Annotated in this window: 28 protein-coding genes; 15 read left to right on the top strand and 13 right to left on the bottom strand. The window is 75.0% G+C overall.

All coding sequences use genetic code 11. From position 1 onward, the window contains the following. The 6 genes from ACI6QG_RS16775 to ACI6QG_RS16800 all read left to right on the top strand — a co-directional run. Positions 1 to 859, top strand: an 859-nt coding sequence (locus tag ACI6QG_RS16775) for an AAA family ATPase (protein WP_491630747.1), incomplete at its 5' end; no start/stop codon positions are given. Positions 860 to 1133: 274 nt separating this feature from the next. Then, positions 1134 to 1433 (top strand): AtpZ/AtpI family protein, encoded by a 300-nt coding sequence (locus tag ACI6QG_RS16780; protein WP_407025739.1) that lies wholly within the window; start codon positions 1134 to 1136, stop codon positions 1431 to 1433. Positions 1434 to 1452: 19 nt separating this feature from the next. Further along, on the top strand, positions 1453 to 2208 hold the full coding sequence (locus tag ACI6QG_RS16785; protein WP_407025740.1) for a F0F1 ATP synthase subunit A: 756 nt from the start codon (positions 1453 to 1455) through the stop codon (positions 2206 to 2208). A 55-nt stretch (positions 2209 to 2263) separates the two neighbouring features. Then, on the top strand, positions 2264 to 2488 hold the full coding sequence (locus tag ACI6QG_RS16790) for an ATP synthase subunit C family protein (protein ID WP_213615086.1): 225 nt from the start codon (positions 2264 to 2266) through the stop codon (positions 2486 to 2488). Positions 2489 to 2552: 64 nt separating this feature from the next. After that, positions 2553 to 3047, top strand: coding sequence for a F0F1 ATP synthase subunit B family protein (locus ACI6QG_RS16795; RefSeq protein WP_407025741.1), 495 nt, complete (start codon positions 2553 to 2555; stop codon positions 3045 to 3047). 1 nt (position 3048) lies between these two features. Next, positions 3049 to 3555: a F0F1 ATP synthase subunit B family protein gene (locus ACI6QG_RS16800; protein ID WP_407025742.1), complete on the top strand. Its 507-nt coding sequence runs from the start codon at positions 3049 to 3051 to the stop codon at positions 3553 to 3555. A gap of 59 nt (positions 3556 to 3614) precedes the next feature. On the opposite strand, the gene kce is transcribed toward ACI6QG_RS16800, so the two are convergent. From kce to ACI6QG_RS16820, 4 genes are read right to left on the bottom strand one after another with little or no spacing between them, the layout of a single operon-like run. Beyond that, positions 3615 to 4544, bottom strand: a complete 930-nt coding sequence (gene kce, locus ACI6QG_RS16805) for a 3,5-dioxohexanoate:acetyl-CoA acetone transferase (RefSeq protein WP_407025743.1) — start codon at positions 4542 to 4544, stop codon at positions 3615 to 3617. 58 nt (positions 4545 to 4602) lie between these two features. Further along, entirely contained in the window at positions 4603 to 5913 is a 1311-nt protein-coding gene (locus tag ACI6QG_RS16810; RefSeq protein ID WP_407025744.1) for an ABC transporter permease, read from the bottom strand. Then, positions 5910 to 6635: an ABC transporter ATP-binding protein gene (locus ACI6QG_RS16815; RefSeq protein WP_407025745.1), complete on the bottom strand. Its 726-nt coding sequence runs from the start codon at positions 6633 to 6635 to the stop codon at positions 5910 to 5912. Before ACI6QG_RS16815 ends, ACI6QG_RS16810 begins: the two co-directional genes overlap by 4 nt. Positions 6636 to 6638: 3 nt before the next feature. Next, complete coding sequence (locus tag ACI6QG_RS16820; RefSeq protein ID WP_407025746.1) at positions 6639 to 8228, bottom strand: efflux RND transporter periplasmic adaptor subunit; 1590 nt, start codon at positions 8226 to 8228, stop codon at positions 6639 to 6641. A gap of 83 nt (positions 8229 to 8311) precedes the next feature. On the opposite strand from ACI6QG_RS16820, the gene ACI6QG_RS16825 reads away from it, so the two are divergent. Next, positions 8312 to 9223 (top strand): 2-dehydropantoate 2-reductase, encoded by a 912-nt coding sequence (locus tag ACI6QG_RS16825; protein WP_407025747.1) that lies wholly within the window; start codon positions 8312 to 8314, stop codon positions 9221 to 9223. Positions 9224 to 9228: 5 nt separating this feature from the next. Here the strand turns inward: ACI6QG_RS16825 and ACI6QG_RS16830 are convergent, their stop codons facing one another. From ACI6QG_RS16830 to ACI6QG_RS16845, 4 genes are all read right to left on the bottom strand, one after another. Next, positions 9229 to 10827, bottom strand: a complete 1599-nt coding sequence (locus ACI6QG_RS16830) for a sensor histidine kinase (protein WP_407025748.1) — start codon at positions 10825 to 10827, stop codon at positions 9229 to 9231. 71 nt (positions 10828 to 10898) lie between these two features. Continuing rightward, positions 10899 to 11075: a NepR family anti-sigma factor gene (locus ACI6QG_RS16835; protein ID WP_407025749.1), complete on the bottom strand. Its 177-nt coding sequence runs from the start codon at positions 11073 to 11075 to the stop codon at positions 10899 to 10901. A gap of 51 nt (positions 11076 to 11126) precedes the next feature. Next, entirely contained in the window at positions 11127 to 11750 is a 624-nt protein-coding gene (locus ACI6QG_RS16840; protein WP_407025750.1) for a sigma-70 family RNA polymerase sigma factor, read from the bottom strand. A 117-nt stretch (positions 11751 to 11867) separates the two neighbouring features. Beyond that, positions 11868 to 12389 (bottom strand): sigma-70 family RNA polymerase sigma factor, encoded by a 522-nt coding sequence (locus ACI6QG_RS16845; protein WP_407025751.1) that lies wholly within the window; start codon positions 12387 to 12389, stop codon positions 11868 to 11870. A 47-nt stretch (positions 12390 to 12436) separates the two neighbouring features. Between ACI6QG_RS16845 and ACI6QG_RS16850 the strand changes: the two genes are divergently transcribed. Beyond that, positions 12437 to 13153 carry a response regulator gene (locus ACI6QG_RS16850; RefSeq protein ID WP_407025752.1) on the top strand — a complete coding sequence of 239 codons (717 nt, stop codon included), beginning with the start codon at positions 12437 to 12439 and terminating at the stop codon, positions 13151 to 13153. A gap of 362 nt (positions 13154 to 13515) precedes the next feature. On the opposite strand, the gene ACI6QG_RS16855 is transcribed toward ACI6QG_RS16850, so the two are convergent. After that, complete coding sequence (locus ACI6QG_RS16855; protein WP_407025753.1) at positions 13516 to 14154, bottom strand: hypothetical protein; 639 nt, start codon at positions 14152 to 14154, stop codon at positions 13516 to 13518. Positions 14155 to 14297: 143 nt separating this feature from the next. Between ACI6QG_RS16855 and ACI6QG_RS16860 the strand changes: the two genes are divergently transcribed. Then, entirely contained in the window at positions 14298 to 15005 is a 708-nt protein-coding gene (locus ACI6QG_RS16860; RefSeq protein ID WP_407025754.1) for a hypothetical protein, read from the top strand. Next, complete coding sequence (locus tag ACI6QG_RS16865) at positions 15002 to 15394, top strand: PIN-like domain-containing protein (protein WP_407025755.1); 393 nt, start codon at positions 15002 to 15004, stop codon at positions 15392 to 15394. Before ACI6QG_RS16860 ends, ACI6QG_RS16865 begins: the two co-directional genes overlap by 4 nt. Positions 15395 to 15404: 10 nt before the next feature. Here the strand turns inward: ACI6QG_RS16865 and ACI6QG_RS16870 are convergent, their stop codons facing one another. Both ACI6QG_RS16870 and ACI6QG_RS16875 read right to left on the bottom strand, forming a co-directional pair. Continuing rightward, the gene (locus ACI6QG_RS16870; RefSeq protein ID WP_407025756.1) at positions 15405 to 16559 is read right to left on the bottom strand and encodes a pyridoxal phosphate-dependent aminotransferase; all 1155 of its coding nucleotides are present in this window, start codon (positions 16557 to 16559) and stop codon (positions 15405 to 15407) included. Further along, on the bottom strand, positions 16559 to 17893 hold the full coding sequence (locus ACI6QG_RS16875) for a gamma-glutamyltransferase (protein WP_407025757.1): 1335 nt from the start codon (positions 17891 to 17893) through the stop codon (positions 16559 to 16561). The genes ACI6QG_RS16870 and ACI6QG_RS16875 overlap by 1 nt, the downstream gene beginning before the upstream one ends. A gap of 65 nt (positions 17894 to 17958) precedes the next feature. Between ACI6QG_RS16875 and ACI6QG_RS16880 the strand changes: the two genes are divergently transcribed. Then, entirely contained in the window at positions 17959 to 18684 is a 726-nt protein-coding gene (locus tag ACI6QG_RS16880) for a DsbA family protein (RefSeq protein ID WP_407025758.1), read from the top strand. A 20-nt stretch (positions 18685 to 18704) separates the two neighbouring features. Here the strand turns inward: ACI6QG_RS16880 and ACI6QG_RS16885 are convergent, their stop codons facing one another. Then, positions 18705 to 20237 (bottom strand): M81 family metallopeptidase, encoded by a 1533-nt coding sequence (locus ACI6QG_RS16885; protein ID WP_407025759.1) that lies wholly within the window; start codon positions 20235 to 20237, stop codon positions 18705 to 18707. A 34-nt stretch (positions 20238 to 20271) separates the two neighbouring features. On the opposite strand from ACI6QG_RS16885, the gene ACI6QG_RS16890 reads away from it, so the two are divergent. Both ACI6QG_RS16890 and ACI6QG_RS16895 read left to right on the top strand, forming a co-directional pair. Beyond that, a complete protein-coding gene (locus ACI6QG_RS16890) occupies positions 20272 to 21228 on the top strand; it encodes a M14 family metallopeptidase (RefSeq protein WP_407025760.1) in 957 nt (318 codons plus the stop codon). Positions 21229 to 21295: 67 nt separating this feature from the next. Continuing rightward, a complete protein-coding gene (locus ACI6QG_RS16895; RefSeq protein WP_407025761.1) occupies positions 21296 to 22294 on the top strand; it encodes a Bug family tripartite tricarboxylate transporter substrate binding protein in 999 nt (332 codons plus the stop codon). Positions 22295 to 22668: 374 nt separating this feature from the next. On the opposite strand, the gene ACI6QG_RS16900 is transcribed toward ACI6QG_RS16895, so the two are convergent. Continuing rightward, positions 22669 to 23262, bottom strand: coding sequence for a DUF1194 domain-containing protein (locus ACI6QG_RS16900; RefSeq protein ID WP_407025762.1), 594 nt, complete (start codon positions 23260 to 23262; stop codon positions 22669 to 22671). A gap of 54 nt (positions 23263 to 23316) precedes the next feature. Between ACI6QG_RS16900 and ACI6QG_RS16905 the strand changes: the two genes are divergently transcribed. Beyond that, positions 23317 to 24279: a Bug family tripartite tricarboxylate transporter substrate binding protein gene (locus tag ACI6QG_RS16905; protein WP_407025763.1), complete on the top strand. Its 963-nt coding sequence runs from the start codon at positions 23317 to 23319 to the stop codon at positions 24277 to 24279. Positions 24280 to 24361: 82 nt separating this feature from the next. Then, on the top strand, positions 24362 to 24790 hold the full coding sequence (locus tag ACI6QG_RS16910) for a CBS domain-containing protein (protein ID WP_407025764.1): 429 nt from the start codon (positions 24362 to 24364) through the stop codon (positions 24788 to 24790). Positions 24791 to 24822 lie beyond the last annotated feature (32 nt).

A 24822-nucleotide genomic window follows, 5' to 3' on the forward strand; every position in this document is an offset into this window, starting at 1 on the left:
CGCCGCCGCCGAGGGCCGCCGCGCCGCCGAAGCCGCCCTGGGCGCGGCGCGCGAGGCGCGGCTGCTGGCCGAGGCGGCGCGCGACGCCGCCGCCCGCGACGGCCAGGCCCTGGCCACCCGCATCCTGGAACGCCTGGGCGAGGACGCCGCCCTTCCCGCCGCGCCGGAGGACCTGTCCGACGCCGCGGAGGAGCGTGCCCGCCGCCGCGCCGAGCGCCTGGCGCGCGAGCGCGAGGAGATGGGCCCGGTGAACCTGCGCGCCGAGGTGGAGCTGGCGGAGCTGGAGGCGCGCATCGCCGCCATCCGGACCGACCGCGAGGAAATCGCCGCCGCCATCGCCAAGCTGCGCGGCTCCATCGGCCACCTGAACCGCGAGGCGCGCGAGCGGCTGCGCGCCGTGTTCGACCAGGTGGACCGCGAGTTCCGCGCCCTGTTCGCCCGCCTGTTCGGCGGCGGCCGCGCCCACTTGGCGCTGGTGGGCAGCGAGGACCCGCTGGAGGCGGGGCTGGAGATCTACGCCGAGCCGCCGGGCAAGAAGCTGTCCGCCCTGAGCCTGCTGAGCGGCGGCGAGCAGGCGCTGACGGCGCTGAGCCTGATCTTCGCGGTGTTCCGCTGCCACCCCGCCCCGGTCTGCGTGCTGGACGAGGTGGACGCCCCGCTGGACGACGCCAACGTGGAGCGCCTGTGCGACCTGCTGGACGCGATGGCCGAGACGGGCACGCGCTTCCTCATCATCACGCACCACGCGCTGACCATGGCGCGCATGCACCGCCTGTTCGGCGTCACCATGCAGGAGCGCGGGGTGAGCCGCCTGCTGAGCGTGGACCTGGGCGAGGCGGTGCGGATGGCCGAGGGCTGAGCCGGGCGCGCCGTCAGGCGACCACCCAGGCCCCCGCCAGGAAGCAGGCGGCGAGCATCAGCAGCAGCAAAGGGCGCGGGAGGAGGGGGCTGGGCGGCATGGCGCGACGGTGCCCGGTCCGCCGCGCCGGGTCTGTGGCCATCCGTCTCGCGCCTGGACGGGACGTCCCGCGCGGCGGCGGTGCAACCATGGAGGCGTCGTCACCTTGACAGCCCATTGCCGCCCGCATAGACGGCCCTTGCCTCCGGCGGGGTTTGCGTTGGGAGGAGCCGTGGTGGACGACCGGGACGCCTTCAAGCAACGCCTGGACGCAGCGCGGGCCCGCCAGGGCCTGGACCCTGCGACCAAGGGCCGCGCCGATGGCCAGCTTCCGGGCGGCAACTGGGGAATCGGCTTCCGGGCCGGCGTGGAGGTCGTCTCCGCGCTGGTGGTGGGGGTGGGGCTCGGCCTCCTCCTCGACCGGTGGCTGGGCACCTGGCCCTGGCTCTTCCTGGTGTGCTTCGTGCTGGGGTCCGCGGCGGGCGTGATGAACGTGTATCGTCTCTTCAACCCCCGGCGCGTGCGGAAAGATTGAGGCTCGGGGGTCTGACACGGTGGCGGCTGAAGGCAAGGCGATCGACGCGCTCTCGCAGTTCGAGCTGGGCACCGTGCTGGGCCCGGTGGGCGCGGCGGTGGGCTTCACCCAGTCCAACCTGCACATGCTGGTGGCCGGCGGGCTGATCGTGGCGCTGATGGTGTTCGGCATGGCGCCGCGCGCCATGGTGCCCGGCCGCCTGCAAAGCGTGGCCGAGAGCGCCTACGGCTTCATCGACGACATGCTGCTGGCCCAGGTCGGGCCGGAGGGGCGGCGCTTCTTCCCCTTCGTGTTCACCCTGTTCATGTTCGTGCTGTTCGGCAACATGCTGGGCCTGTTCCCCTACGCCTTCACCTACACCTCGCACATCAGCCTGACCTTCACCCTGGCGATGGTGGTGTTCGTGCTGATCACCCTGGTGGCGATCTCGCTGCACGGGAAGGCGTTCCTGGGCTACTTCTTCCCGGAAGGCGCGCCGCTGTGGCTGGCGCCCATCATCATCCCGGTGGAGATCGTCTCCTACCTCTCGCGCCCCGTTTCGCTGAGCATCCGCTTGTTCGCGAACATGGTGGCCGGGCACGTCATGCTGAAGGTCTTCGCCACCTTCGTGGTGATGCTGGGCGCGCTGGGCACCTTCGGCCCCGTGCTCTCCATCATGCCGCTGGCGATCAACGTCGCGCTGGTCGGGTTCGAGGTGCTGGTGGCCTTCCTGCAGGCCTACGTCTTCGCGATCCTGACCTGCATCTACCTCCACGACGCGGTGCACCTGCACTGACGCCGCGCCGCCGGATACGGACAACTCTCACCATTTCCACGGAAGGACTGGGAACATGGAAGTCGCTGCCGCCAAGGCCCTGGGTGCTGGTATCGCCGTCATCGCGCTGTTCGGCGTGGGCCTGGGCATCGGGAACATCTTCTCCTCGCTGATCACCAGCGTGGCCCGCAACCCCTCCGCCCGCGACGCCGTCTTCCCGATCGGCATCCTGGGCTTCGCGCTGACGGAAGCGGTGGCGCTGTTCGCGCTGCTGATCGCCTTCCTCATCCTCTTCGCCTGACGCGCGCCGGGCGGGGCCGCCGCGCCCCGCCCGTGCCGCCGTCACGCGCTCAAGGGGGTTCGCCATGCCGCAGCTGGATTTCGCCAACCCGCTGATGATCAGCAAGCTCGTGTGGCTGCTCATCATCTTCGGGCTCCTGTACTTCGTGCTGAAGAACTACGCGCTGCCGCGGGTGGCCTCCGTGCTGGATGAGCGCGCGGCCCGCATCGCCGCGGACCTCAACGCCGCGCGCGACGCCCAGGCCGCCGGCGAGGCCGCGCTGGCCGAGCTGCGCGCCGCCACCGCCGCCGCGCGGGGCGAGGCGCAGGCCGCCGTGGCCGCCGCCATGGCCGAGGCCAACGCCCAGGCCGCCCGCCAGGCCGAGGCGATCAACCAGCGCCTCAACGCCCAGGTGGCCGAGGCCGAGGGCCGGGTGCGCGCCGCGCGCGACGCCGCCATGGCCTCCATCAACGGCGTGGCCAACGACACGGCGAAGGCCCTGCTGGACAAGCTGAACGTCCGGGCCGACGACGCGGCCGTGGCCGCCGCGGTGAACGCCGCCGCGGGCGGGAGGGGCTGAGATGCACCACTACGACGTCTTCTACCACGACCCGAAATTCTGGGTCGCCATCTCCTTCGTGCTGTTCGTGCTGCTGGCCGGCAAGACCGCCTGGGGCGCCATCACCAGGATGCTGGACGGCCGCGCCGCGCGCATCCGCGCCGAGCTGGACGAGGCGGTGACCCTGCGCGCCCAGGCCGAGGCGATGATGGCCCAGGCCCAGAAGGACCGCGCCGCCGCCCAGGCCGAGGCGCAGGAGATGCTGGCCCGCGCCCGCGCCGAGGCCGCGCGCGTGGCCGAGGCCGCCGCCGCCGAGGCCGAGGCCGCCGCCGGCCGGCGCGAGCGCATGGCGATGGACCGCATCGCCGCCGCCGAGGCCGGCGCGGTGAACGAGGTGCGCGCCGCCGCCGCCGCCATCGCCGCCACCGCGGCGCGCGAGGTCATCGCCCAGGGCCACACGGCCGAGGCCGACGCCGCGCTGGTGGACCAGGCCATCCAGGGCATCCCGGGCGCGCTGCGCGCCGCCTGAGCGGACGGGAACCACGGCGAAGGGCCGGGGCGCCGCGCGGCGTCCCGGCCCTTCGCGCGTCAGAACCCAACCAGGTCGCCGCCCTTCAGCGCCAGCATGGAGCGCGCCTCGGCCGGCGTGGCGATCTCGTGGCCCAGGTCCTCCAGGATGCGGCGGATCTTGGCCACCTGCTGGGCGTTGGAGGTGGCGGCCTGGCCGGGGCCGATCCACAGGCTGTCCTCCAGCCCGACGCGGACGTTGCCGCCCATGATGCCGGCCATGGTGGTGAAGGGCATCTGGTGGCGCCCGGCCGCCAGCACCGACCACACGTACTGGTCGCCGAACAGGCGGTCGGCGGTTTCCTTCATGAAGAGCAGGTTGCGCGGCTCCGGCCCGATGCCGCCCAGAATGCCGAAGATGGTCTGCACGAAGAGCGGGCCCTGCACCACGCCGCGGTCCAGCATGTGCGCCAGATTGTACAGGTGGCCGACGTCGTAGCATTCGAACTCGAAGCGGGTGCCGTGGCCCTTGCCCAGCCGCTCCACGATCTGCTCGATGTCCTGGAAGGTGTTGCGGAAGATGTGGTTCACCGTCCGCTCCAGGTAGGGCTTCTCCCAGGCGTGCTTCCACTCCTTCACCCGCGCCGCGGCGCCGGAGATGTTGAAGTTCATCGAGCCCATGTTCAGCGACGCCATCTCCGGCTTCGCCAGCAGGGGCGCGGCCAGGCGGTCATCCACCGTCATGTTCATGCCGCCGCCGGTGGTGATGTTCAGCACCGCGTCGGTGGATTGCTTGATGACCGGCAGGAAGGCTTGGAACAGCGCCGGGTCCGGCGAGGGCTCGCCGGTCTCGGGGTCGCGCGCGTGCAGGTGGATGATGGCCGCCCCGGCCTCGGCGGCCTCGATGGAGGCCTGGGCGATCTGCTGCGGCGTGATGGGCAGGTGCGGCGACATCGAGGGGGTGTGGATGGCCCCCGTGACGGCGCAGGTGATGATGATCTTGCGGGCCATGGCGGCGCGTCCCCCTCGTGGTCGTTGCGCGCATGGTGGCCCGGCCCGGGCGGCTTGGCTACTCGTGCCGCAGGGCCTGGATGGGGTCGAGCGCCGCCGCCCGCCGGGCCGGCCACCAGCCGAAGAACAGCCCGGTGAGGCCGGAGACGCCGACCGCCAGCGCCACCGCGTTCCACTGGATCAGCACCGGCCAGCCGCCCCAGGCCGACAGCGCCATGGACAGCCCGATGCCCGCCGCCACGCCGATGGCCCCGCCCAGCAGCGCCAGCAGCACCGCCTCCAGCAGGAACTGGCGCAGGATGTCGCGCGGGCGCGCGCCCACCGCCAGGCGCAGCCCGATCTCGCGCGTGCGTTCCGTCACGCTCACCAGCATGATGTTCATCACCCCGATGCCGCCCACCAGCAGCGACACCGCGGCCACCGCGGCCAGCAGCAGCGACAGGGTGCGCGCCGAGGCGTCGCGCGTGGCGGCGATCTCGCTCAGGTTGCGGATGTTGACCGTGTCGGCCTCGTTCGCCGCCACCCGGTGGCGCTGGCGGAAGAAGGCGCGCAGCTCCTCCTCCACCGCCGCCATGTCCTCACCCTCCGCCACCTTGACGGAGATGGAGCCGACGGAGCGCGCGAAGGCGCGGGAGGCGCCCATGATGCTGCGCCGCGCCGTCCAGAACGGCACCAGCACCACGTCGTCCTGGTCCTGGCCGGTGGGGTTCTGCCCCTTGCGGGCCAGCACGCCCACCACCTCGAAGGGGGTGGCGCGGATGCGGACCTCGCGGCCCACCGGGTTGTCGTCGCCGAACAGGCTCTCGGCCACGGTGGCGCCCAGCAGCGCCACCTTGCGCCCGCCCGCTGCCTCCTCCTCCGAGAAGAAGCGGCCCTCGGCCACGCTCCACTCGTGCACGTCGAACCAGGCCGGGTCGGCGCCCAGCACCCAGGTGGACCAGTTCTGGTTGCCGTTCACCACCTGCATCTGCTGGCGGATGGTGCCGGCCGCGGCCTCCACCGCCGCCACCTCCCGCGCGATGGCCTGGGCGTCGTCCCAGCTGATGTTGGGCCGCTGCCCGGCACCCAGCGAGACGCCGCCCATGCGCACGTTCGAGCCCCAGACCAGCAGCAGGTTCGCCCCCAGCGACTGGATCTGGCTGAGCACCTGCTGCCGCGCCCCGGCGCCGACCGCCACGGTGACGATGACGGCCGCCACCCCGATGAAGATGCCCAGCGAGGTGAGCATGGCGCGCAGCTTGTTGGCCGCCAGCGCCCGCAGCGCCGCGCCCCCGGCCTCGGCGTAGGAAAGGCCGGCGCGGCGGCCGGCGGGCAGGGGCGGCAGCGGGGTGGCGGCGGTCCGGGTCTCGGGGCGGGCGATGACGTTCATGCGAAGGGCACCCCCATCATCGCCCGGGCGTCCACCGGCGGGTGGCGTTCGTCCTCGAACAGGCGGCCGTCGCGGAAGCGCAGGGTGCGGCCGGCGAAGGCCGCCACGTCGGCGTCGTGCGTCACGCACAGGATGGACACGCCGGCGCGGTTCAGCGCCTGGAACAGCGCCATGATCTCCAGCCCCGTGCGGCTGTCCAGCGCGCCCGTCGGCTCGTCGGCCAGCAGCAGCTCCGGCCCGCAGACCAGGGCGCGGGCGATGGCCACGCGCTGCTGCTGCCCGCCCGAGAGCTGGGCGGGGGTGTGGCGCATGCGCTCCTGCAGGCCCACGCGCTCCAGCGCCATCTCCGCGCGCTCGCGCCGCAGCCGGGGCGGGATGCCGCGGTACATCATGGGCATCATCACGTTGGCCAGCGCGTCCTCGCGCGGCAGCAGGTGGAAGGACTGGAACACGAAGCCGATGCGCTCGCCCCGCAGGGCGGCGAGGCGCTCGGGCGGCAGGCGGCCGGTTTCCTCGCCGGCCAGGCGCAGCGTGCCGGCGGTGGGCTGGTCCAGGCAGCCCACCAGGTTCAGGAAGGTGCTCTTGCCCGAGCCGGAGGGGCCCATGGCGGCGACGAACTCGCCCGGCGTCACCGTCACGTCCACGCCGTCCAGCGCCTTCACCACCCCCTCGCCGGAGGGGTAGTGGCGGGACAGGCCGCGGGCCTCGATCAGCGTCTCCATGGGCTAGAACAGCGGCCGGGCGGCGCCGGCGCGCGGGGCGGCGCCGGCGCGCTCGTTGCCCACCACCAGCCGCATGCCGGGCTGCACCTCGCCGGACAGGATCTCCGTCACGTTGCCGTCGCTCAGCCCGGTGCGCACGGCGACCGCGCGGGGCGGGCCGTCCCCCTCCAGCACCCAGACGGTGCCCGGCGTGCCGGCCTGCTGGCCGCGGCCGCCGCCGCGCGCCGAGGCCATGCGGGCGCGCTGGTCGGGCGTCAGCACGGCGTTCAGCCGGGATTGCAGACGCTGGCGGGCCGTCTGCACCGCCTGGCGGCGCGCCTCCACCTCCTGCGGCAGGGCGGCCATGCGCTCGCGCATCTCGGCCAGGGCGGCGTCCACCTCCTGCCGCTGGGCGGGGGTCAGGTCCTCCATCTCGCGCAGGGCGTTGGCCAGGGGGTTGTCGGCGGCGGCGTTGGCGGCGGCCCCGGTGCCGGCGGGGCGCCAGCGCAGGGCGGCGTTGGGCACGCGCAGGGCGTCCCGGCGCTCGTCCGTCACCACGCGAAGGGTGGCGGTCATGCCCGGCAGCATCCGCCCCTCGCTGTTGGGGGCGGTGACCACCACGGTGTAGGTGACGACGTTGTTCACCGTGGCCGGCGTCAGCCGGGTTTCCTTCACCGTGCCGCGCAGGTTGGCCTGCGGGTGGGCGGCCACCGTGAAGGCCACCGCCTGGCCGGGGCGGATGCGGCCGATGTCGGCCTCGTCGACCGTGGCCCAGACCTCCATCTCGTCCAGGTTGGCGGCGATGGTGAACAGGGTGGGCGAGGCGAGCGAGGCCGCCACCGTCTGCCCCTGGTCCACCGAGCGCGCCACCACGATGCCGTCGATGGGGCTGCGGATGGTGGCGAAGCCCAGGCTCACCTCCGTCTGGCGGATCACCGCGGCGCGCTGCTCGGCCTGGGCGCGGGCGGCCTCCACCTGGGCGGCGGCGGTGCGGGCGGCGGCCTCGGCGCCCAGCACGTTGGCCTCGGCCTGGGCCAGCTGGGCGCGCTCGTTCAGCAGGTTGGCGCGCGCGCCCTCGGCGGTGAAGCCGGCGCGGGCGGCGTCGCGCACGGCGCCGACGCCGGAGCGGCGCAGCTCCTCCGTGCGGCGGCTCTCGAACTCGGCGTCGCGCAGCTGGGCCTCGGCCTGGGCGACGCCGGCGCGGGCGGCGTCCAGCGCGGCGCGGGACTGCACGGCGTCGGCATTGGCCTTCTCCGCCTGGGCCTGGGCCACGGCGATGGCGGCGCGGGCGGATTGCAGGTCGGCCAGGCCGGCGGCGCGGGTGGCCTCCAGCTGCTGGGTGTCCAGCCGCACCAGGGGCTGGCCGGCGGTGACGCGGGTGTTCCAGTCCGCCAGCACCTCGCGGATCTGCCCCGAAAGCTGGGAGCCGACGATCACGGAGGTGACGGGGTTCACCGTGCCGGTGGCGCTGACCACGGCGGTGATGGCGCCGCGGTCGGCCTCCGCCGTGCGCAGGCGGGGCGCGCCGGCCTCGCCCGCGGTCCAGCCGAGCCGCGCCAGGGCCGGCTGGCCCCAGAGGTAGGCGCCGCCGGCCAGGGCGGGCAGAATCAGCAAGGGAAGGAATCGGCGCATCGTGGCCATGCAAGCTGGGGTGCCGATGTAACGCGCGTGTTGCGCCCGGGGGAAGGAGAGTGACGATGCGGCTGCTGGTGCTGGGGGCCGGGGCGGTGGGCGGCTATTTCGGCGCCCGCCTGGCCGAGGCGGGGGGCGAGGCGGCCTTCCTGGTCCGCCCCGCCCGCGCGGCGGCGCTGCGCCGCGACGGGTTGCGGGTGGAAAGCCCCTTCGGCGACCTGGCGCTGCGCCCCGCCGTGCTGGAGGAGGCCACGCCGGGCTTCGACGCCGTGCTGCTGGCCTGCAAGGCCTGGGACCTGGAGGCCGCCATCGCCGCCATCGCCCCGGCGGTGCGCGGCGGCGCCTGCGTGCTGCCGGTGCTGAACGGCATGGCCCACATGGAGCGCCTGCGCGCCGCCTTCGGGCCCGCCGCCGTGCTGGGCGGGCTGGCGCGCATCCAGGCCACGCTGGGCGAGGGCGGGGTGGTGCGCCACCTGAACCCCTGGTGCACCCTGGCCTTCGGCGAGTGGGAGGGCGGCGCCTCCGCCCGCACCGCCGCCATCGCCGCCGCCTTCGCCGGGGCGCGCGGCGTGGAGGCGCGGGCGGTGCCCGACATCCGCCAGCGCATGTGGGAGAAGCTGGTCCACCTGGGCACGGCGGCCATCGGCACCGTGCTGCTGCGCGCCCCGGTGGGCGCCATCGCGCGCGCCGGCGGCACCCCCCTGCTGCACCGCGTGCTGGAGCGCAACGCCGCCATCGCCGCCCATCACGGCCACCCGATGCCCGATGCCTTCCTGGCCGAGTACCGCGCCCTGTTCGCCGACGCCTCCAGCGCCTACGCCACCTCCCTGCTGCGCGACGTCCAGGCCGGCCGGCCGAACGAGGGCGAGGCGGTGCTGGGCTTCCTGCTGGAGGCCGCCCGCCGCGCCGGCCAGCCGGCCGATCTGCACGAGGCCGCGTGGCTGCACGCCCGCTGCGCCGCCCCGCCCGCGGGCTGACGCGCTCAGGCCGGGAACTCCACCACCAGCCGGGTGCCGCTGCCGCGCTCCAGCCGCGCCTCGCCGCCCAGGTGGGCCGCGAAGCCGCGGATCAGCGACAGGCCCATCCCCTCGGCATGGTCCTCCGGCAGCCCCTGGCCGTCATCGGAAAGCTCCAGCCGCGCCGCGTCGCCCTGGCGGCGCAGCGCCAGCCGCACCTGCCCCTCGGCCCCGGCGGGGAAGGCGTGGCGGTTCACGTTCAGCAGCGCCTCCGTCACCAGCAGCGCCAGGGAGGTGGCCTGCTCGGCCGGCAGGGTGATCTCCTCCGCCTCCACCTCCGCCGTGGCGTTGGACAGCACCTGGTTGGCCAGCTCCCGCAGCAGGGGCGCCACCGGCACCACCGGGGCGCCGGCCTCCGTGTCCAGGTGGCGGTGCAGCGCGGCCAGGGCCTGCACGCGCTCCCGCGCCACCGCGAACTCGGCGCGCCGGGCGGCGTCGCCGATGCGCTCGCCCTGCATGTTCAGCAGGGAAGCGACGATCTGCAGGTTGTTCTTCACCCGGTGGTGGATCTCCGCCACCAGCCGGTCGCTCTGCGCCAGCGCGGCCTGCAGCTCGGACTCCCGCAGCGCGATGGCGTGGGAGGCGCCGGCCAGCGCCTCGCCCAGCTCGTCCACCTCGCGCGGGTCCCAGGCGGTGTGGGGCGGGGCGAAGGGGGTGCCTGGGCGCCAGCCGCGCACCGCCCCGGCCAGGCGGCGCAGCGGCCGGGCGCAGGCCAGCTCGGTGCCGGCCAGCACCACCAGCAGGCAGAACGCCAGGAACACCACCAGCTCGCCGATGCGCTGCAGCAGCTGGCCCCGCGCCTCGCGCATCGCCTCGCCGGCCGGCAGCCCCACCAGCACGCGCATGCCGCGGTCGGGGGCCGAGATGGAATAGGCGAAGGCCTGCCCCTGGGCGGACTGGCCCAGCCGCGTCAGCCGCGCCGGCGCCGCCCGCAGCTCGGCCAGCAGGGCGGGCTCGGGCAGGGCGCCCGCCTCCATGCCGGCCAGGGCGAAGGGCTGGCCGGCGGGGTCCACCACCCAGGTCCGGTGCGGCAGCCCGGCGCCGGACGGGCCGCTGGCCAGCCAGTCGGCGCTGATGGCCGCCCCGGCCACCCCGACCGGGCGCCCGTCCTGCGTCACCGGGGCGGCGCCGGGCAGCACCATGCGGCGCGAGGCCGGGCCCCAGACGATGTCGCCCAGCACGAAGTCCCGCCGCTCCGAGACGCGGCGGAAATAGCTGAAGGAGGAGAAATCCACGCCCGGCGGCAGCGCCAGCGCGTTGCAGACCAGCCGCCCCTGCGTGTCCAGGAACCACAGGTCGGTGTAGCGCGCGTCCAGCAGCAGCCGCAGGCGCGACAGCACGCGGGTGCATTCCTCCGGCGGCCATTCGAAGAAGTTGCCCAGCTTGCCCATGCCGCGCACCAGGCGCTCCTGGTCGTCCAGGGCGGTGGCGTGGCGCACCCGGTCGGCCTCGCCCACCAGGGCGGCGGTCTCGGAGATGCCGGCCAGCGACTGCTCGTATTTCTGCCAGGCATTGGCGGCGGCGACCACCGCCACCGGGATGCCCGCCACCAGCACCAAGGCCACCAGCCGTGCCCGGATTCCGGAAAAGACAGCGCGCGACATCATGTTCCCCGGCCCGCGCGCGGGCGCAAGCCTCAGCCCTTCGCGCTCTTGTTGGCGTCGCGCTGGATGAGGTCCAGCAGGTGCTGCGGCACGGGCTCCTGCGCGACTTGGTCGTAGATCGCGTGCAGGCCGCGGTTCAGCCACATCTCGAACGCCGCGTCGGGGGAGGATCGCCTCCCCCGGCCGCTGCCATCGGTTCCGGGCCTCATCTCGACCTGCGACCGTCCTGCTTTGGAAGGTGGTTCGCTCACCTGGGTCCCTCAGACGGCGCCCAGGCGCCGCTCCACCGGGTTCACCATACGACGGTTGGCAGGCTGCGGGGAGGCGCCCTGGCGGATGGCCTCCACGGCGCGGCGCTCGGCCGGGGCGTCGCCCAGCAGCATCGCCTGCAGCTGCTTGCGGGCGCGGAACACGCGGCACTTCAGCGTGCCGACCGCCACGCCCAGCTGCGCGCTCACCTCCTCGTAGGACATGCCCTGCACCGTCACCATCATCAGCGCCAGGCGCTGGTCGGAGGGCAGCTTGGCCAGGGCGTGGCGCAGCTCCTGCAGGGCGATGCTGTCCTCCTGGCTGGCGGCGCGGGCGAAGGCGTCGGCCGGGGCCTCGTCCACCTCCACCGTCTCGCGGCGGCGGCGCATGTCGCTCAGGAAGCGGTTGCGCAGGATGCGGCTCATCCAGGCCTTGAAGTTGGTGCCCGGCGTGAAGCTGTGCTGCGCGGCCAGGGCGTTGGTCACCGCCGCCTGCACCAGGTCGTCCGCGTCGGCGCGGTTGCGGGTCAGGGCGAAGGCCTGCTGCCGCAGCCCGGGCAGCGCGCCCACCATCAGGGTGTGGAAGGGCGTCTCGGGGTCCGTGGCGCCCATCTGCTCCATCGTGCTCGGCTTCATCTCTCGCATCGTGCGGTCCCCGTGGTGGCTCGTTCTGAAGGGGCAATACCGATGCCGCGCCGACCGTTGCGCGCATCTTTGCGGTTTTTTCGCTGCAACCCTCGGCCAGCCTTCCCATTAGGAGACGGGATGCAGCGAATCCGCCTCCACCGCCGGCTGCGCCAGCGCCGCGCGCAGCGCGTTGCGCCCGCGCGACAGCCGCGCCTTGACCGTCCCCTCCGGCACGCCCACCACCGCGGCGGCCTGGGCCGTGGTCATGCCCTGCGCGCCCACCAGCATCAGCGCCTCGCGCTGGGTCACCGGCAGGGCGTCCATGGCGCGCGCCAGTTCCGCCACCTCCAGCCGGTCGCCCTGGCTGGCCGGGCGCGCCTCCTCGGCGGCGTGGCCCTGCGCCTCCACCGCCCGGCGCTCCCGTCCCGCCTTGCGCACCTGCCCCAGCCAGCAATTGCGCAGGATGGTGAACATCCAGGCCCGCAGCTCGGTGCCCGGCTCGAACTGCGCCTCCGCCCGCAGGGCGCGCAGCACCGCCTCCTGCACCAGGTCGTCCGCCGCCGGCGCGCTGCGGCTCAGCGCGCGGGCATAGGCGCGCAACGCCGGCAACAGCCCCGGCAACTCGCGACGGATGGAGAAGGAATCCATTCGTCGCATAATATCCACCAGACCAACTCGTTTCAGGAGTCCCCACCATGACCTCCCTCGCCGACGCCGAGCTGATGCAGGCCCTGCCCTACGCCCGCCGCTACGCCCGCGCGCTCGCCGGCTCCCAGCAGGCGGGGGACGCGATGGTGGCCGACGCCCTGCGCGCCGGCCTGCCCGACCTGCCCGGCCGCCTCGCGCTCTACGCCGGCGTCACCCGCCTCGCCGCCACCGACGCCCCGGGCAACCTCTCGGCCATGGAGCGCCAGCTGCTGCTCCTCACCAGCCTGGAGGAGCTGGACGTCGCCCAGGCCGCCCAGGTGGTGGGGCTGGACGAGGCCGCCGCCCAGCGCCAGCTCGACCACGCCCGCACCGCCCTGCGCCAGGCCACCGCGACCGACGTCCTCATCATCGAGGACGAGCCGGTCATCGCCATGGACCTGCGCATGCTGGTGCAGCGCTGCGGCCACCGCGTCAGCGGCGTCGCCGCCAGCGAGGCCGAGGCGGTGCGCCTGGCCAACGAGCGCCCGACCGGCCTCATCCTCGCCGACGTCAACCTCGGCCGCGGCGGCGACGGCATCAACGCCGTCCGCCGCATCATGGCCAGCGTGAAGGTGCCGGTCATCTTCGTCACCGCCTACCCCGAGCGCCTGCTGACGGCGGAGGAGGTCGAGCCCGCCTTCATCATGTCCAAGCCCTTCGACCCGCTGACCCTGGCCATCTCCACCTACCAGGCCGTCACCGCCGGGCAGCTCCCCATCGAATAACCCCACCACGGTTTTCCGCCGCCGCCACGCGGCGGCGGAAAACCGCGGCGGGGGCCCCGGGATTCCCCGCCACGTCGCTTCGCGCCGAGGCGGGGGGCCCGGTCGCGGGCGCGCGGGGGGCGGCGGGTGGCCGCCGGACGGGGGGCGGCCGCGCGGCTGCGCGCGCTCCGGGCCGCGCGCATCCTGCCCAACCGTCTCCGCGCCAGGGCGAAGCCCCGGCGCGACCGCAGGGTGCGGGGGCGCGGCGGTGGGGCGGGGCATCGCCCGCACCGGGCCGCGCGCATCCTGCCCAGCCACCTCCGCGCCAGGGCGAAGCCCCGGCGTGGCCGCGCGATGCGGCGGCGGGCGGACGGGGTGGGGCATCACCACCCCCGCCTGGCCCAAGCGGGGATGGCGCGCACGCCGTGATGCGCCCGCCCGAGGTGCAGCATGGCCCGCACCAGCCGGTTCATCGCCCGGTCCATCGCCGCGAGGGGCCCGGCCAGCGGCCGCACCACCGCCGCCCACCAGTATCCGGACATATCCGGGTCCGGCAGCCACGAGGGCGGGGCGCGCAGCGCCGAGGCGAAGCCGCAGCGCCGTGCCTCCACCACCCCCGCCAGCCCGTGCACCCGCCACGCCCGCCGGAAGGCCAGGCACACGAACCACTCCATCGCCGCCGAGGGCGCGCCGGCGAAGCGCATCGCCCGCAGCGCCTGCCGCCACACCCCGCGCCGCGCCCAGCGCGCGAAGCAGCGTCGCAGGCTGTCGGGCGCCATGGCCGGCGCCGTCTCCGTCACCGCCTCGGCCCAGCGCAGCCGGCGCGCGCAGGCCTCCAGGCAGGCCTCGGCGCGCGCCAGCACATCCTCCCCGCCCGGCCGCCCCGGCCCGCCATCGCGCAGCCCGCAGGACGCCAGCACCTGCCCCAGCCAGTGCAGCTCCACCCCCGTCAGCGGCCGCCACTCATGCGGGGCGGAGCGGCGGAGCGGCGGGCGGCAGGGTGGGGCAGGGGGGAGGAGCATGGACGGAACACAACATGAACACGCGTGGCAAAGTCAAGGAAAAGCGCCATGGCGACCGCATGCCTGAAGGGCCGGATCGGCATCTTCCTTGGGTGTCGCCACCTCTGGCCAACCACGATTGGCTCTCTTAGATTCCGTCGGAGATGTTGTCTCAATCCCCTCCGGTCTCGGATACGCTTCTGGGTATCGGCTTCTATACCGCCGCGGAGGCCGCGCGGCTGCTGCGTCTGCCGGCCCGCGCCGTCAACCGGTGGCTGGGGGGATACGATGCGGGAACGGGTGAAGCGCGCCGTCGCCATCCGCCCCTCTGGACACCCCAACTCCCCCCTGCCGACGGCCATCTAGAGCTGGGGTTCCGGGACATGATCGAGCTGCGCTTCATCGCAGCTTTCCGCAAGCTCGGTTTGCCGCTTCCACTGATCCGGCGTTGCATCGCGGTGGCGCGCGACATGATCCAGCAGGACCATCCTTTCTCCACCCAGCGTTTCAAGACCGATGGCCGGACCATCTTCCTCGAATCCATGCGGGCGGCGGGAGAGGAGCGCATCATCGACCTGCGCAACATGCAGTTCAGCTTCCGGGACGTCATCGCGCAGACCTTCAAGGACCTGGACATTGAGGACGATGCGGTTCGCCGTTGGCGCCCCTACAGGAACAAGGCCAGCATCGTCATCGATCCGCAGCGCGCCTTCGGGCAGCCCATCGCTGCCACGGCAGGCGTGCCGACCATTGTGTTAGCAGACGCGATGAAGGCGGAAGGGTCTCTGGCCCGAGTGTCCCGACTCTATGAGGTCGCGCCGCATGTGGTCATGGACGCCATCGCCTTCGAAGAGACGCTGCGGGCGGCGTGAGGCTGTTCTTCGACCACAACCTGTCTCCCAAGCTTGCCGACGCGATGCATGCGCTGTTCCAGCCGGATCACGAGGCCTGCGCGCTCACTGGCAAGTTTAGCCGGGACGTGAGCGATCTCGAATGGATCACCGCGCTCGGCCGAGAGGGCCGGTGGGTCGTCCTGTCAGGCGACCGCCGCATCACCCGCAACAAGGCCGAGCAGGCGGCCTTCCGCGGTTCCCGCCTCATCGGCATCTTCCTGGCTTCGGCCGTCTGCAAGGCGCCGGTCGCAAAGCAGGCGGAGCGCATCCTGGCCTTGTGGCCGAGCATCGAGGCTGTGGAGGCGACCGTGGCCGGCGGGGCCATGTTCGAATTGCCCATGACCAGCCTGCGGTTGCGGCAAATCTGATCGCCCGGCCTCAGCCCGCCCCGCCTCGCTCCAGCCACCCCCGCAGCCGCCCAGGCGCCCGCAGCACCGCCTCCGCATCCCCGCAATAGCTGAACCGCACGAAGCGCCCGCCGCGCGCGGGGTCGAAATCCACCCCCGGCGTCGCCGCCACCCCGGCGCCTTCCAGCATGGCGCGGCAGAAGGCCACGCTGTCCCCCGTCAGCTCGCCCACGTCGCACCACAGGTAGAAGGCGCCGTCGGCCTCGGCCATGCGACGGAAGGGCAGCCCCTCCAGCAGCGCGGCGCGGGCGCGGGCATAGCCCGCCTTGCGCGCCTCCAGCTCCTCGCGGCAATCCATCGCCGCTTCCGCCGCCACCTGCGCCACGTGCGGGGCCGAGATGAACATGTTCTGCGCCAGGCACTCCACCGGCCGCAGCAAATCCTCCGGCAGCACCAGCCAGCCGATGCGCCACCCGGTCATGGACCAGTACTTGGAGAAGGAATTCACCACGATGGCCGAGGGGCTCAGCGCGGCGGCGGTGCTTTCCGCCACGCCGCCCCAGGACAGCCCGTGGTAGATCTCGTCCGACACCAGCCGCACGCCGCGGGCGTGGCACCAGGCGGCGATGGCGCGCAGCTCCTCCGGGGAAAGCATGGTGCCGGCCGGGTTGCACGGGCTGGCCACCACCAGCCCGGCGGGCAGCGGGTCCAGCGCGTCGAGCATCGCCACCGTGGGCTGGAAGCGCGTGCCGGCGCCGCAGGGCAGCAGCACCGGCTCCATCCCCAGCGCGCGCAGGATGTTGGCGTAGGGCGGGTAATAGGGCGCGGCCATCGCCACCCGGTCGCCGGGGTCGAAGGCGGCCAGGAAGGCCAGGGGAAAGGCGCCCGAGGCCCCCACCGTCACCGCCACCCGCGCCGCCGGCACCGCGGCGCCGTAATGCTCGGCGTAGTGCCGCGCGATGCGCGCGCGCAGCGAGGGCAGGCCGAAGGCCTCCGTGTAGCCCAACGCGGCGCCCGAGCGCATGGCGGCCGCCGCCGCCTCCACCGCGCCGCGCGGCGCGCCCAGCCCGGGCTGGCCCACCTCCATGCGGATGACGCCCGGATGCGTCGCCTCCCGCGCGTTGGCGGCGGCGATGACGTCCATCACCAGGAAGGGCGGCGACAGCGCGCCGCGGCCCACCTTCATCACCGGTCGGTGGCGCCCAGCGCCACGCCGGCCCCGCGCGGGTCGGTGGCGGCGGTGCACAGCTGCTCCCACCCCGGCAGGTAGCGCGCGCACAGCCCCAGCTGCGCCCGGCCGGGCGCGGGGGCCTGGGCCAGGGCGGTGGCGGCGTCGGCGTCGCGCAGCATCCCCGCGGCCAACGGCCCGGCCACCGCCATCGCCGCCCCTTCCTGGCCCGAGCCCGCGACGGCCATGCGGAAGGCGCGCAGGTTGGGGTTCCAGCCGATGCCCGCCGCCAGCACCGGCGGCTGCACCCGGCCCAGCCCGGGCGCCGCGGCGGCCACGAAGCCCAGCCCCGGCACCACCCGCCCGGTGCCCCAAAGGTTGTTGAGGGAGAAGGCGCAGCTCACCGCCATGCCGGTGCGGTCGAACACCACCAGCCCGGCCGAGGCCGGCAGCATCCCCCCCGGCGGGGCCGGCTGCTGGCCGGATTGCAGGGCCCCGAAAGCCTGCGCCGCCGCCAGCCCGGAATCCGGCAGGAAGGACACGCGGTCCTGCCCCCGCCCGGCCAGCGTCACCGCCGGCAGCAGCCGGGGCAGGGCGGGGCGCAGCTCCGCCGCGCCGATGGCGCCGCCGCCGGCCAGCGGCATCGCCTCCTCCAGCCGCCGCGCCAGCTGGCCCTGGTGCAGGTCGCCCACGCCCTGGGTGCGCAGCGCGGTCAGCGTCGCGGCCAGGGCCGGGTTCACCACCCGCTCGCCCACCGGCAGCGCGGCGCCGTTGCGGCTCCAGATGGCGCGCGCCTGCGGGTCGGCGAACAGCGGGCCCTGCACCGCCACCAGGTCGGCGTGCAGCGCGCGCGACACCGGGGCGCCGAAGCGCGCCAGCTGCTCGGCCGGGGCCAGCAGCTCCTCGAAGGGGCGGCCGGCGCGCTGGCGGGTGTGCAGGGCGAACAGGCCGCGCGCCATCATCGGCACCGCCGCCGGCCGGTCGGCCCCGGCCGGCGGGCCGGAACGCTCCCCGGCCTCGAACATCACCGCCTCCGGCTCGCCCCGGCGCGGGTCGAACACCAGGCAGGCGCCGCCGCCGCCCAGCCCGGCGCGCGAGGGCAGGGTGACGCTCATCACGAAGCCCGCCGCCACCGCGGCGTCCACCGCCGTGCCGCCGGCCGCCAGCACCTCGCGCGCCGTGGCCGCGGCCAGCGGGTCCTCCGCCGCCACGCCGCCCAGGAAGCCGCGCACGAAGCCCGGCTGCCCCGCCTGGATGGAGGAGCCCAGCACGGCATCGGACACGGAGCGCGCCGTCTCGCACCCCGCGAGCGTGAGGGCGGCCAGCAGCAGGGCGGGGAGGCGGGTGGTCATGGGCCGAGGTTCTTGCCCCGAACCCGCCCTTGCGGCAAGGCGCGCCGCGGGTCCACAAGCGGCGCATGCTCCGCCGCGCCCTGCTCGCCGCCCTGCCGGCCGCCCTCGCCCTGCCGGCCTGGGCCCAGAACCTGACGCCGCAGCAGCGCGAGGAGGTGCTGCGCCTGCTGCGCGACGCCCTGCGCGAGGACCCCTCCATCCTGCGCGACGCCCTGGGCGCGCTGGAGGCCGCGCAAGAGCGCGAGCGCGAGGCCGCCACCGCCGCCGCCCTGGCCCGCCTGCGCCCCGCCCTGTTCGAGGACCCGGAGCTGCCCATCAAGGGCAACCCCCAGGGCCGCGTGGCGCTGGCCGAGTTCTTCGACGCCCGCTGCGGCTTCTGCAAGCAGCTGCACCCGGTCATGGAGCAGCTGCTGGCCAGCGAGCGCGACGTGCGGGTGGTGATGCTGGACCTGCCCATCCTCGGCCCCAACTCGGTGCTGGCGGCGCGCGCCACCCTGGCCGCCCACCGGCAGAACCGCCACGCCGCCCTGCAGGACGCCCTGCTGCGCCTGCGCGAGGAACCCACTGAGCCGGTGATCCGCCGCGAGGCCGAGCGCCTGCGCCTCGACTGGCCCCGCCTGCGCCGCGACATGGACGACCCCGCGGTGGCCCGCCGCATCGCCCGCAACCTGGAGATCGCCCAGGCCCTGGGCATCCAGGGCACCCCCGCCCTGGTGGCGGGCGACACGCTGGTGCCCGGCGCGGTGGACCTGCCCACCCTGCAGGCGCTGGTGGCGCGCCTGCGCGGCTGACGCCGCCGCCCGGCCTCCCCTCAGCCCCCGGCCGGGCCGGCCCAGGCGGCGCCGGGGTCCAGCGGGAAGCTGGGCCGCGGCAGCCGCTTCCAGCGGAAGTTGGACAGCACCGGGCTGGTCAGGCCGGGGCTGTCCACCTCGAAGATGCGGTTGGGCGGGAAGAACTCGTCGAAGCCGGCGCGGAAGTGCCCGCGGCTCTTCACCACCACGCAGCGCGCCGCGCCGATGTCCACCCCGTGCATCTCCAGCGTGCGCGGCTCGTGGCACTGCCGCCGCAGGCTGATGACCACCACTTGCATCCCGCTGCCCTCCAGCTCCAGCAGCGCGGTGGGGCCCAGGGCGAAGTCGCGCCCGGCCATGGTGCCGCGCCGCCCGGTGCCGCGCCCGTCGGTCAGCGCCCGCACCGTGGCCCCGGCGGCGAAGCGGCGGGAGAACTCGCTTTCCTCCCGGTTGAACACCGCCTCGAACCGCGCGCCCACCCCCAGCGCCTGCGCCTGCGCCGCCAGGGCGGGGTCCACGAACAGGCCCAGCACCACCCCCTTCGCCCCGGCCTCGTGCAGCGCCCGCAGCGTCCAGGCGGTGTTGCCGCGCCCGCCGCCGCCCGGGTTGTCCCCGGCGTCGGAGAAGATGACCGGCGCCTCCCGCCCCTCGCCCGCCGCCACCGCCAGCGCCGCCGCCTCCTCCAGCGACAGCAGGCGCCGGCTGTGGCGGTGCCGCTCGGCCCAGCCGCGCTCCGCCAGGCGCCGCGCCGCCGCCTCCGCCGCCGCGCGGTCGCCGTCGCGCGCCGTCACGGTCACGGTGATGCCGCACTTGGGCAGGTCGCTGAACACGAAGCCCCCGGCCACCGACACGTTCAGCAGCCGCCTGTCCTGCGCCATCATGCCCTCCGCGTCGCGGATCAGGTCGGCATAGGGGCCCTCGTCGGTCAGCAGCGTCACCGTGGGGGGTATCAGCGGCAGCCGCACGAAGGCGCGCGCGGTGCGCCCGCCGGCCAGCAGCTCGCGCAGGGCGTCGGCGGCCTCCGCCGCGCGGGCCGCCATGTCCACGTGCGGGTTGGTGCGGTAGACCACCAGCGCGTCGCACGCCTCCACCAGCCGCTCGCTGACGTTGCAGTGCAGGTCGTGCGTCACCACCACCGGCACGTGGGGCCCCACCACCTCGCGCACCATGGCCAGCAGGGTGCCGTCGCTGTCCTCGTCCGCGGTGGCGCTGCTGGCGCCGTGGTTGGCGACGTACACCCCGTCCAGCGGCCGCGCCGCCAGCAGGCGCGCGCGCATCCCGTCCAGGAAGTCCAGGAAGGTGGCCTGCGCGATCGGCCCGCCCGGCGGCGCGTTCGCCACCAGGATGGGGCAGGGGGTCCAGGGCCCCGTGGCGTCCATGCGCGCATAGAACCCCGGCAGCTCCGCCGGCAGGGCCGAGCTGGGGGCGCGGGCCTGCGCGCTCACCTCCTCGCCACGCGCCAGGCATTGCGCCGCGAAATCCTCCTCCGTGGTCGGCGGGGCGAAGGCGTTGGCCTCCAGGTGCAGGCCCAGCACGGCGATCCGGGGCGACATGGACACTCCTCCGTTCCTCGCTAGGCTGCGCAGCATGGACCCTGCCGCGCCCGCCGTGGAGATGGAGGCGCTGGACGCCTGGCGGCACCGCCCGCCCCTGCTGGCCGCGCCCGACCTGGCGCCGTGGCGCGCCGGCAACGCCCTGCCCGGCGTGTGGTCCTTCGAATCCGCCCGCCCCGGCCCGCACGCCGCCATCCTGGCCCTGACCCACGGCAACGAGATCGCCGGCGCCGTGCTGCTGGACCGCTGGCTGCGCGCCGGCCTGCGCCCGCTGCGCGGCCGCCTCAGCCTGGCCTTCGCCAACCTCGACGCCTTCTCCCGCTTCGACCCGGCCGACCCCACCGTGGCGCGCTTCGTGGAGGAGGACCTGAACCGCCTCTGGGCGCCCGGCGTGCTGGACGGCCCGCGCCGCTCGGTGGAGCTGCGGCGCGCCCGCGCCCTGCGCCCGCTGCTGGATTCGGTGGACCTGCTGCTGGACCTGCACAGCATGTTCTGGCCCGGCGACCCGCTGCTGGTCTCCGGCGGGGCCGAGCCCGCGCTGGACCTCGCGCTGCGCCTGGGCGAGCCCGCCCTGGTGGTGAGCGACCCCGGCCACGCCGAGGGCACCCGCCTGATCGACCACGCCCCGCTGGCCGCCCGCGGCGGCGCCGTGCTGCTGGAGGCCGGCTGGCACTGGGAGGAGGCGACGGTGGCCCGCATGGACCGCGTGGCGCGCCGCTTCCTGGCCCTGGCCGGGGTGCTGCCCGCCCCGGTGCCGCCGCCCGCCGCCCCGCCGGTGCTGGCGCGGGTGACGCACTGCCTGGTGCCGCGCGGCCCGCGCTTCCGCTTCGCCCGCCCCTTCCGCTCGGGCGAGGTGGTGGCCGCCGGCACCCTGCTGGCCACGGAGGACGAGGTGCAGCACCGCGCCCCGCACCCGCGCACCCTGCTGGTGATGCCCAACCTGCTGCCGCAGCCGGGGCAGACGGCGCTGCGCCTGGCCCTGCCGGGCTGAGCGGCCCTTGTTGCCGCCCCCCTTGCCGCCAGTTAAGCAGGGGCCAAACCAGGGAGGTTCCGCACCGATGTTCCGCCTGTCCCGCCGCGCCGCATTGCTGGCGCCGGCCGCCCTCGCGCTGCCCGCGCCCGCCCTGGCCCAGCAGGGCACCGGCAGCGCCTGGAACCCCACCCGCCCCATCACCATGGTGGTCGGCTTCCCGCCCGGCGGGCAGACCGACTTCGCCGCCCGCGTGGTGCAGAACGGCATGCAGGCCGCGCTGGGCGTGCCCGTCACCATCGACAACCGCGGCGGCGCCGGCGGCAACCTGGGCACCGAGCAGGTGATGCGCGCCCGCCCCGACGGCTACACCATCCTGGCCGGCAACCTCGCGCACATGGCCATCAACCCGCACACGATGGACGGCATGACCATCGACCCGCGGGAGATGGCGGCCATCGGCATGGCGCTGCAATCCTCCCTCATCCTCGCCACCCACCCCTCCATGCGGGTGAACAGCGTGGAGGAGCTGCGCGCCTGGATCGCCCGCCAGCCGCGGGGCTCCATCAACTACGGCTCCGCCTCCGCCGGCTCGCTCACCCACGTGGCGATGGAGCTGTTCCGCCAGCGCCTGGGCAACCCGGACCTGACGCACGTGCCCTATCGTGGCTCGGGCCCCGCGATGACCGACTTCATCGCCGGCCGCTTCAGCCTGATGTTCGACGGCGCCTCCGTCATCGCGCCCTTCCTGCAGGCCAACCAGCTGCGCGGCATCCTGGCCACCGGCGCCACCCCCAGCCCGGCCTTCCCCGACATCCGCACCGCCGCGCAGCAAGGCATCCCCGATTTCGAGTTCTATTCCTGGATCGGCCTGTTCGCCCCGCGCGGCACCCCGCCGGACGCCATCGCCCGCCTCAACGCCGCGCTGAACCAGGCGCTGAGCGACCCCGCCACCCGCGAGCGCATGACCAGCCGCGGCGACGAGCCCGGCGGCGGCACCCCCCAGCAGATGGCCGCCACCATGGCCGCCGACTACGAGCGCTGGGGCCGCGTGGCGCGGGAGAACAACATCCGCGCGGAGGGCTGACCGTCCGCCAGACGCTCAGCCTTCGGCGCGCGGATGGTGTTCTTCAGGCGGGGGGTGCAGGGGGCGCGCCCTTGCGCCCCCGCCCGTCCATGCCCGGCACGCCGCCCCCACCAGATATTGGCGGGGGTGCGGGGGCGAGATTCCTGCAACCCCCCCCGAGGCTTGGCAGGCTCCATCGCGCGTCATGAAGCTTCGCCAGCCCAACGCAGCGAACACGGGCGGGGGGCAGGGGGCGAGCTTCCTGCACGGCGTGCCACGCGCTCTTGATGCAGGCTTATTGTCCGGCGTGAATCTTCCGCAACTCCCGCAGCGAACACGGGCGGGGGCGCAAGGGCGCGCCCCCTGCACCCCCCGCCTGAAGCTTGGGGGAAGCATCATCGCAGGGCGATGATGCTTCCCCCAAGCTCCCGCAAAAGCTTCCTCCGCATCGCCTCGCCGAAATCGGCGTAGCTGGCGCATTCCATCACGAAGGCCCCCGGCCCGCCGATCACCTCGCGCGCGTAGTGCGCCGCCAGGTCCGGCTCCTCGTCCCCCACCGCCAGGGCGTTCAGCACCACCCCGGCCGCCACGCCCAGGTCGCGCACCGGGCCGGGCGGGCGGCCGCGGTTGGCGGCGCCGTCGCCGCTCACATCCACCACGGCGCGCGCCGCGGGAAAGGGGCAGCGCGCCAGCAGCGCCAGCGCCGCCACCAGCGCCTCGCCGGTGGCGGTGGCGCCGGCGCGCGGGGCGCGCGGGGCGGCGTCCAGCGCGTCGGCGGCCGCGGCCCAGTCCGCCGGGGCGCGCAGCAGCGCCCAGGGCAGCGCCACCTCCTGCGCCTCGCTCCAGAACAGCGCCGCCAGCGCCACCGGCCCGCCTGCCGCGCCCTGCACCGCCGGGTCGCGCAGCGCCGCCGCCAGCCCGCCCGCCATCAGCGCGAACTCCGCGAAGTCCACGCTGGCCGACACGTCCAGCGCCAGCACCAGCGACACCGTTGCGCCCTCATGCTGCGCCGCCATAGGCTGCGTGAAACGGGAGTCATCCTCATGCAACGCCGTGCCCTCCTCGCCGCCGCCCCGGCGCTCGTCGCCGCGCCCGCCCTGGCCCAGGCGCCCTGGCCCAACCGCCCGGTGCGCGTCATCGTGCCCTTCCCGCCCGGCGGCTCCACCGACGCGCTGTCGCGCACCGCCGCGCAGAAGCTGGCCGAGAAGCTGGGCCAGCCCTTCGTGGTCGAGAACCGCTCCGGCGCCAACGGCGCGGTGGGCGGCGTCGCCGTCGCGCAGTCGGCCCCCGACGGCTACACCCTCATGGCCTCGGCCTCCATCCAGACGCTGGGCCGGCTGGTGATGCGCAACCCGGGCTACGACCCCATCACCGACCTGACGCCGATCATCCGCACCGGCCGCGGCCCGCTGATCCTGCTGCAGAACGCAAGCCGCGCCCCCAACACCCTGGCCGAACTGGTGGCCGCCATCCGGCAGAACCCGCGCGACTGGGCCTTCGCCATCTCCTCGCTCGGCGCCGCCGGCCACCTGGCGACGCTGGAATTCATCCGCCAGGTGGGCGTGGAGATGACCCAGGTGCCCTATCGCGGCACCGCGGCCGCCATCACCGACGTGGTGGCCGGCAACGTCCAGCTGGTGATGGAGCCCATCCTGGCCACCTGGCCGCAGGCGCGCGACGGCCGCGCCAAGGCGCTGGCCATCACCGCCAGCGAGCGCAGCCCCGCCGCCCCCTCCGTGCCCACGGCGGCCGAGGGCGGCATGCCCAACCTCGACATCCAGTCCTGGTGGGCGCTGTGGGGCCCGCGCGGCCTGCCCGACGCCATCGCGAACCGCATCGCCGAGGTGCTGCACCCGGCGATGCGCGAGCCCGACGTGGTGGCGCGCATCGGCTCGCTGGGCATCGAGCAGGCGGGTGAATCCGGCGCCGCCTTCCGCGAGTTCATCGCCCGCGACTTCGCCCGCTCGGAGGCGCTGCTGCGCCAGGCCAACTTCCAGCCGGAGTGACGCGGCGCCGCCGCGCGGTTGACGCCGCGCAAGGCCGGGCGCCCCCTGTCATGCCATCGTCACGCTCAGGAGGAGGCGACCGATGACCCAGACCCCCCAGCGCCGCATGGCCGAGCTGGTCCGCCACCAGGACCCGCTGTGCCTGCCGCCCGGCGCCACGGTGCAGGAGGCGTGCACGGCCATGCACGCCCGCAAGGTCGGCGCCGTGCTGGTGACGGAAGGCCGCGCCCTGAAGGGCATCTTCACCGGGCGCGACGTCATCGCCTGCATGGCCCGCGGGCTGGACCCCGCGCGCACCCTGCTGGGCCAGGTGATGACCGCCGCCCCCGCCACCCTGCCGCCCGAGGCCCCGGCGATGGAGGCGCTGCGCATCCTCGACGATGGCGGCTTCCGCCACCTGCCGGTCTGCCGCGGCGGCGAGGTGGTGGGCGTGGTGTCGCGCTACGACTTCCGCCACCAGGAACACCGCCGCCTGGACGAGGAGACCGGCTTCTTCGAGGTGCTGCGGTAGCCGAGCGCCCGCATCGGGCTTGCGCACCCGGC

This window comes from Sabulicella flocculans, from assembly GCF_045449635.1.
Classification (GTDB): Bacteria; Pseudomonadota; Alphaproteobacteria; order Acetobacterales; family Acetobacteraceae; genus Roseococcus.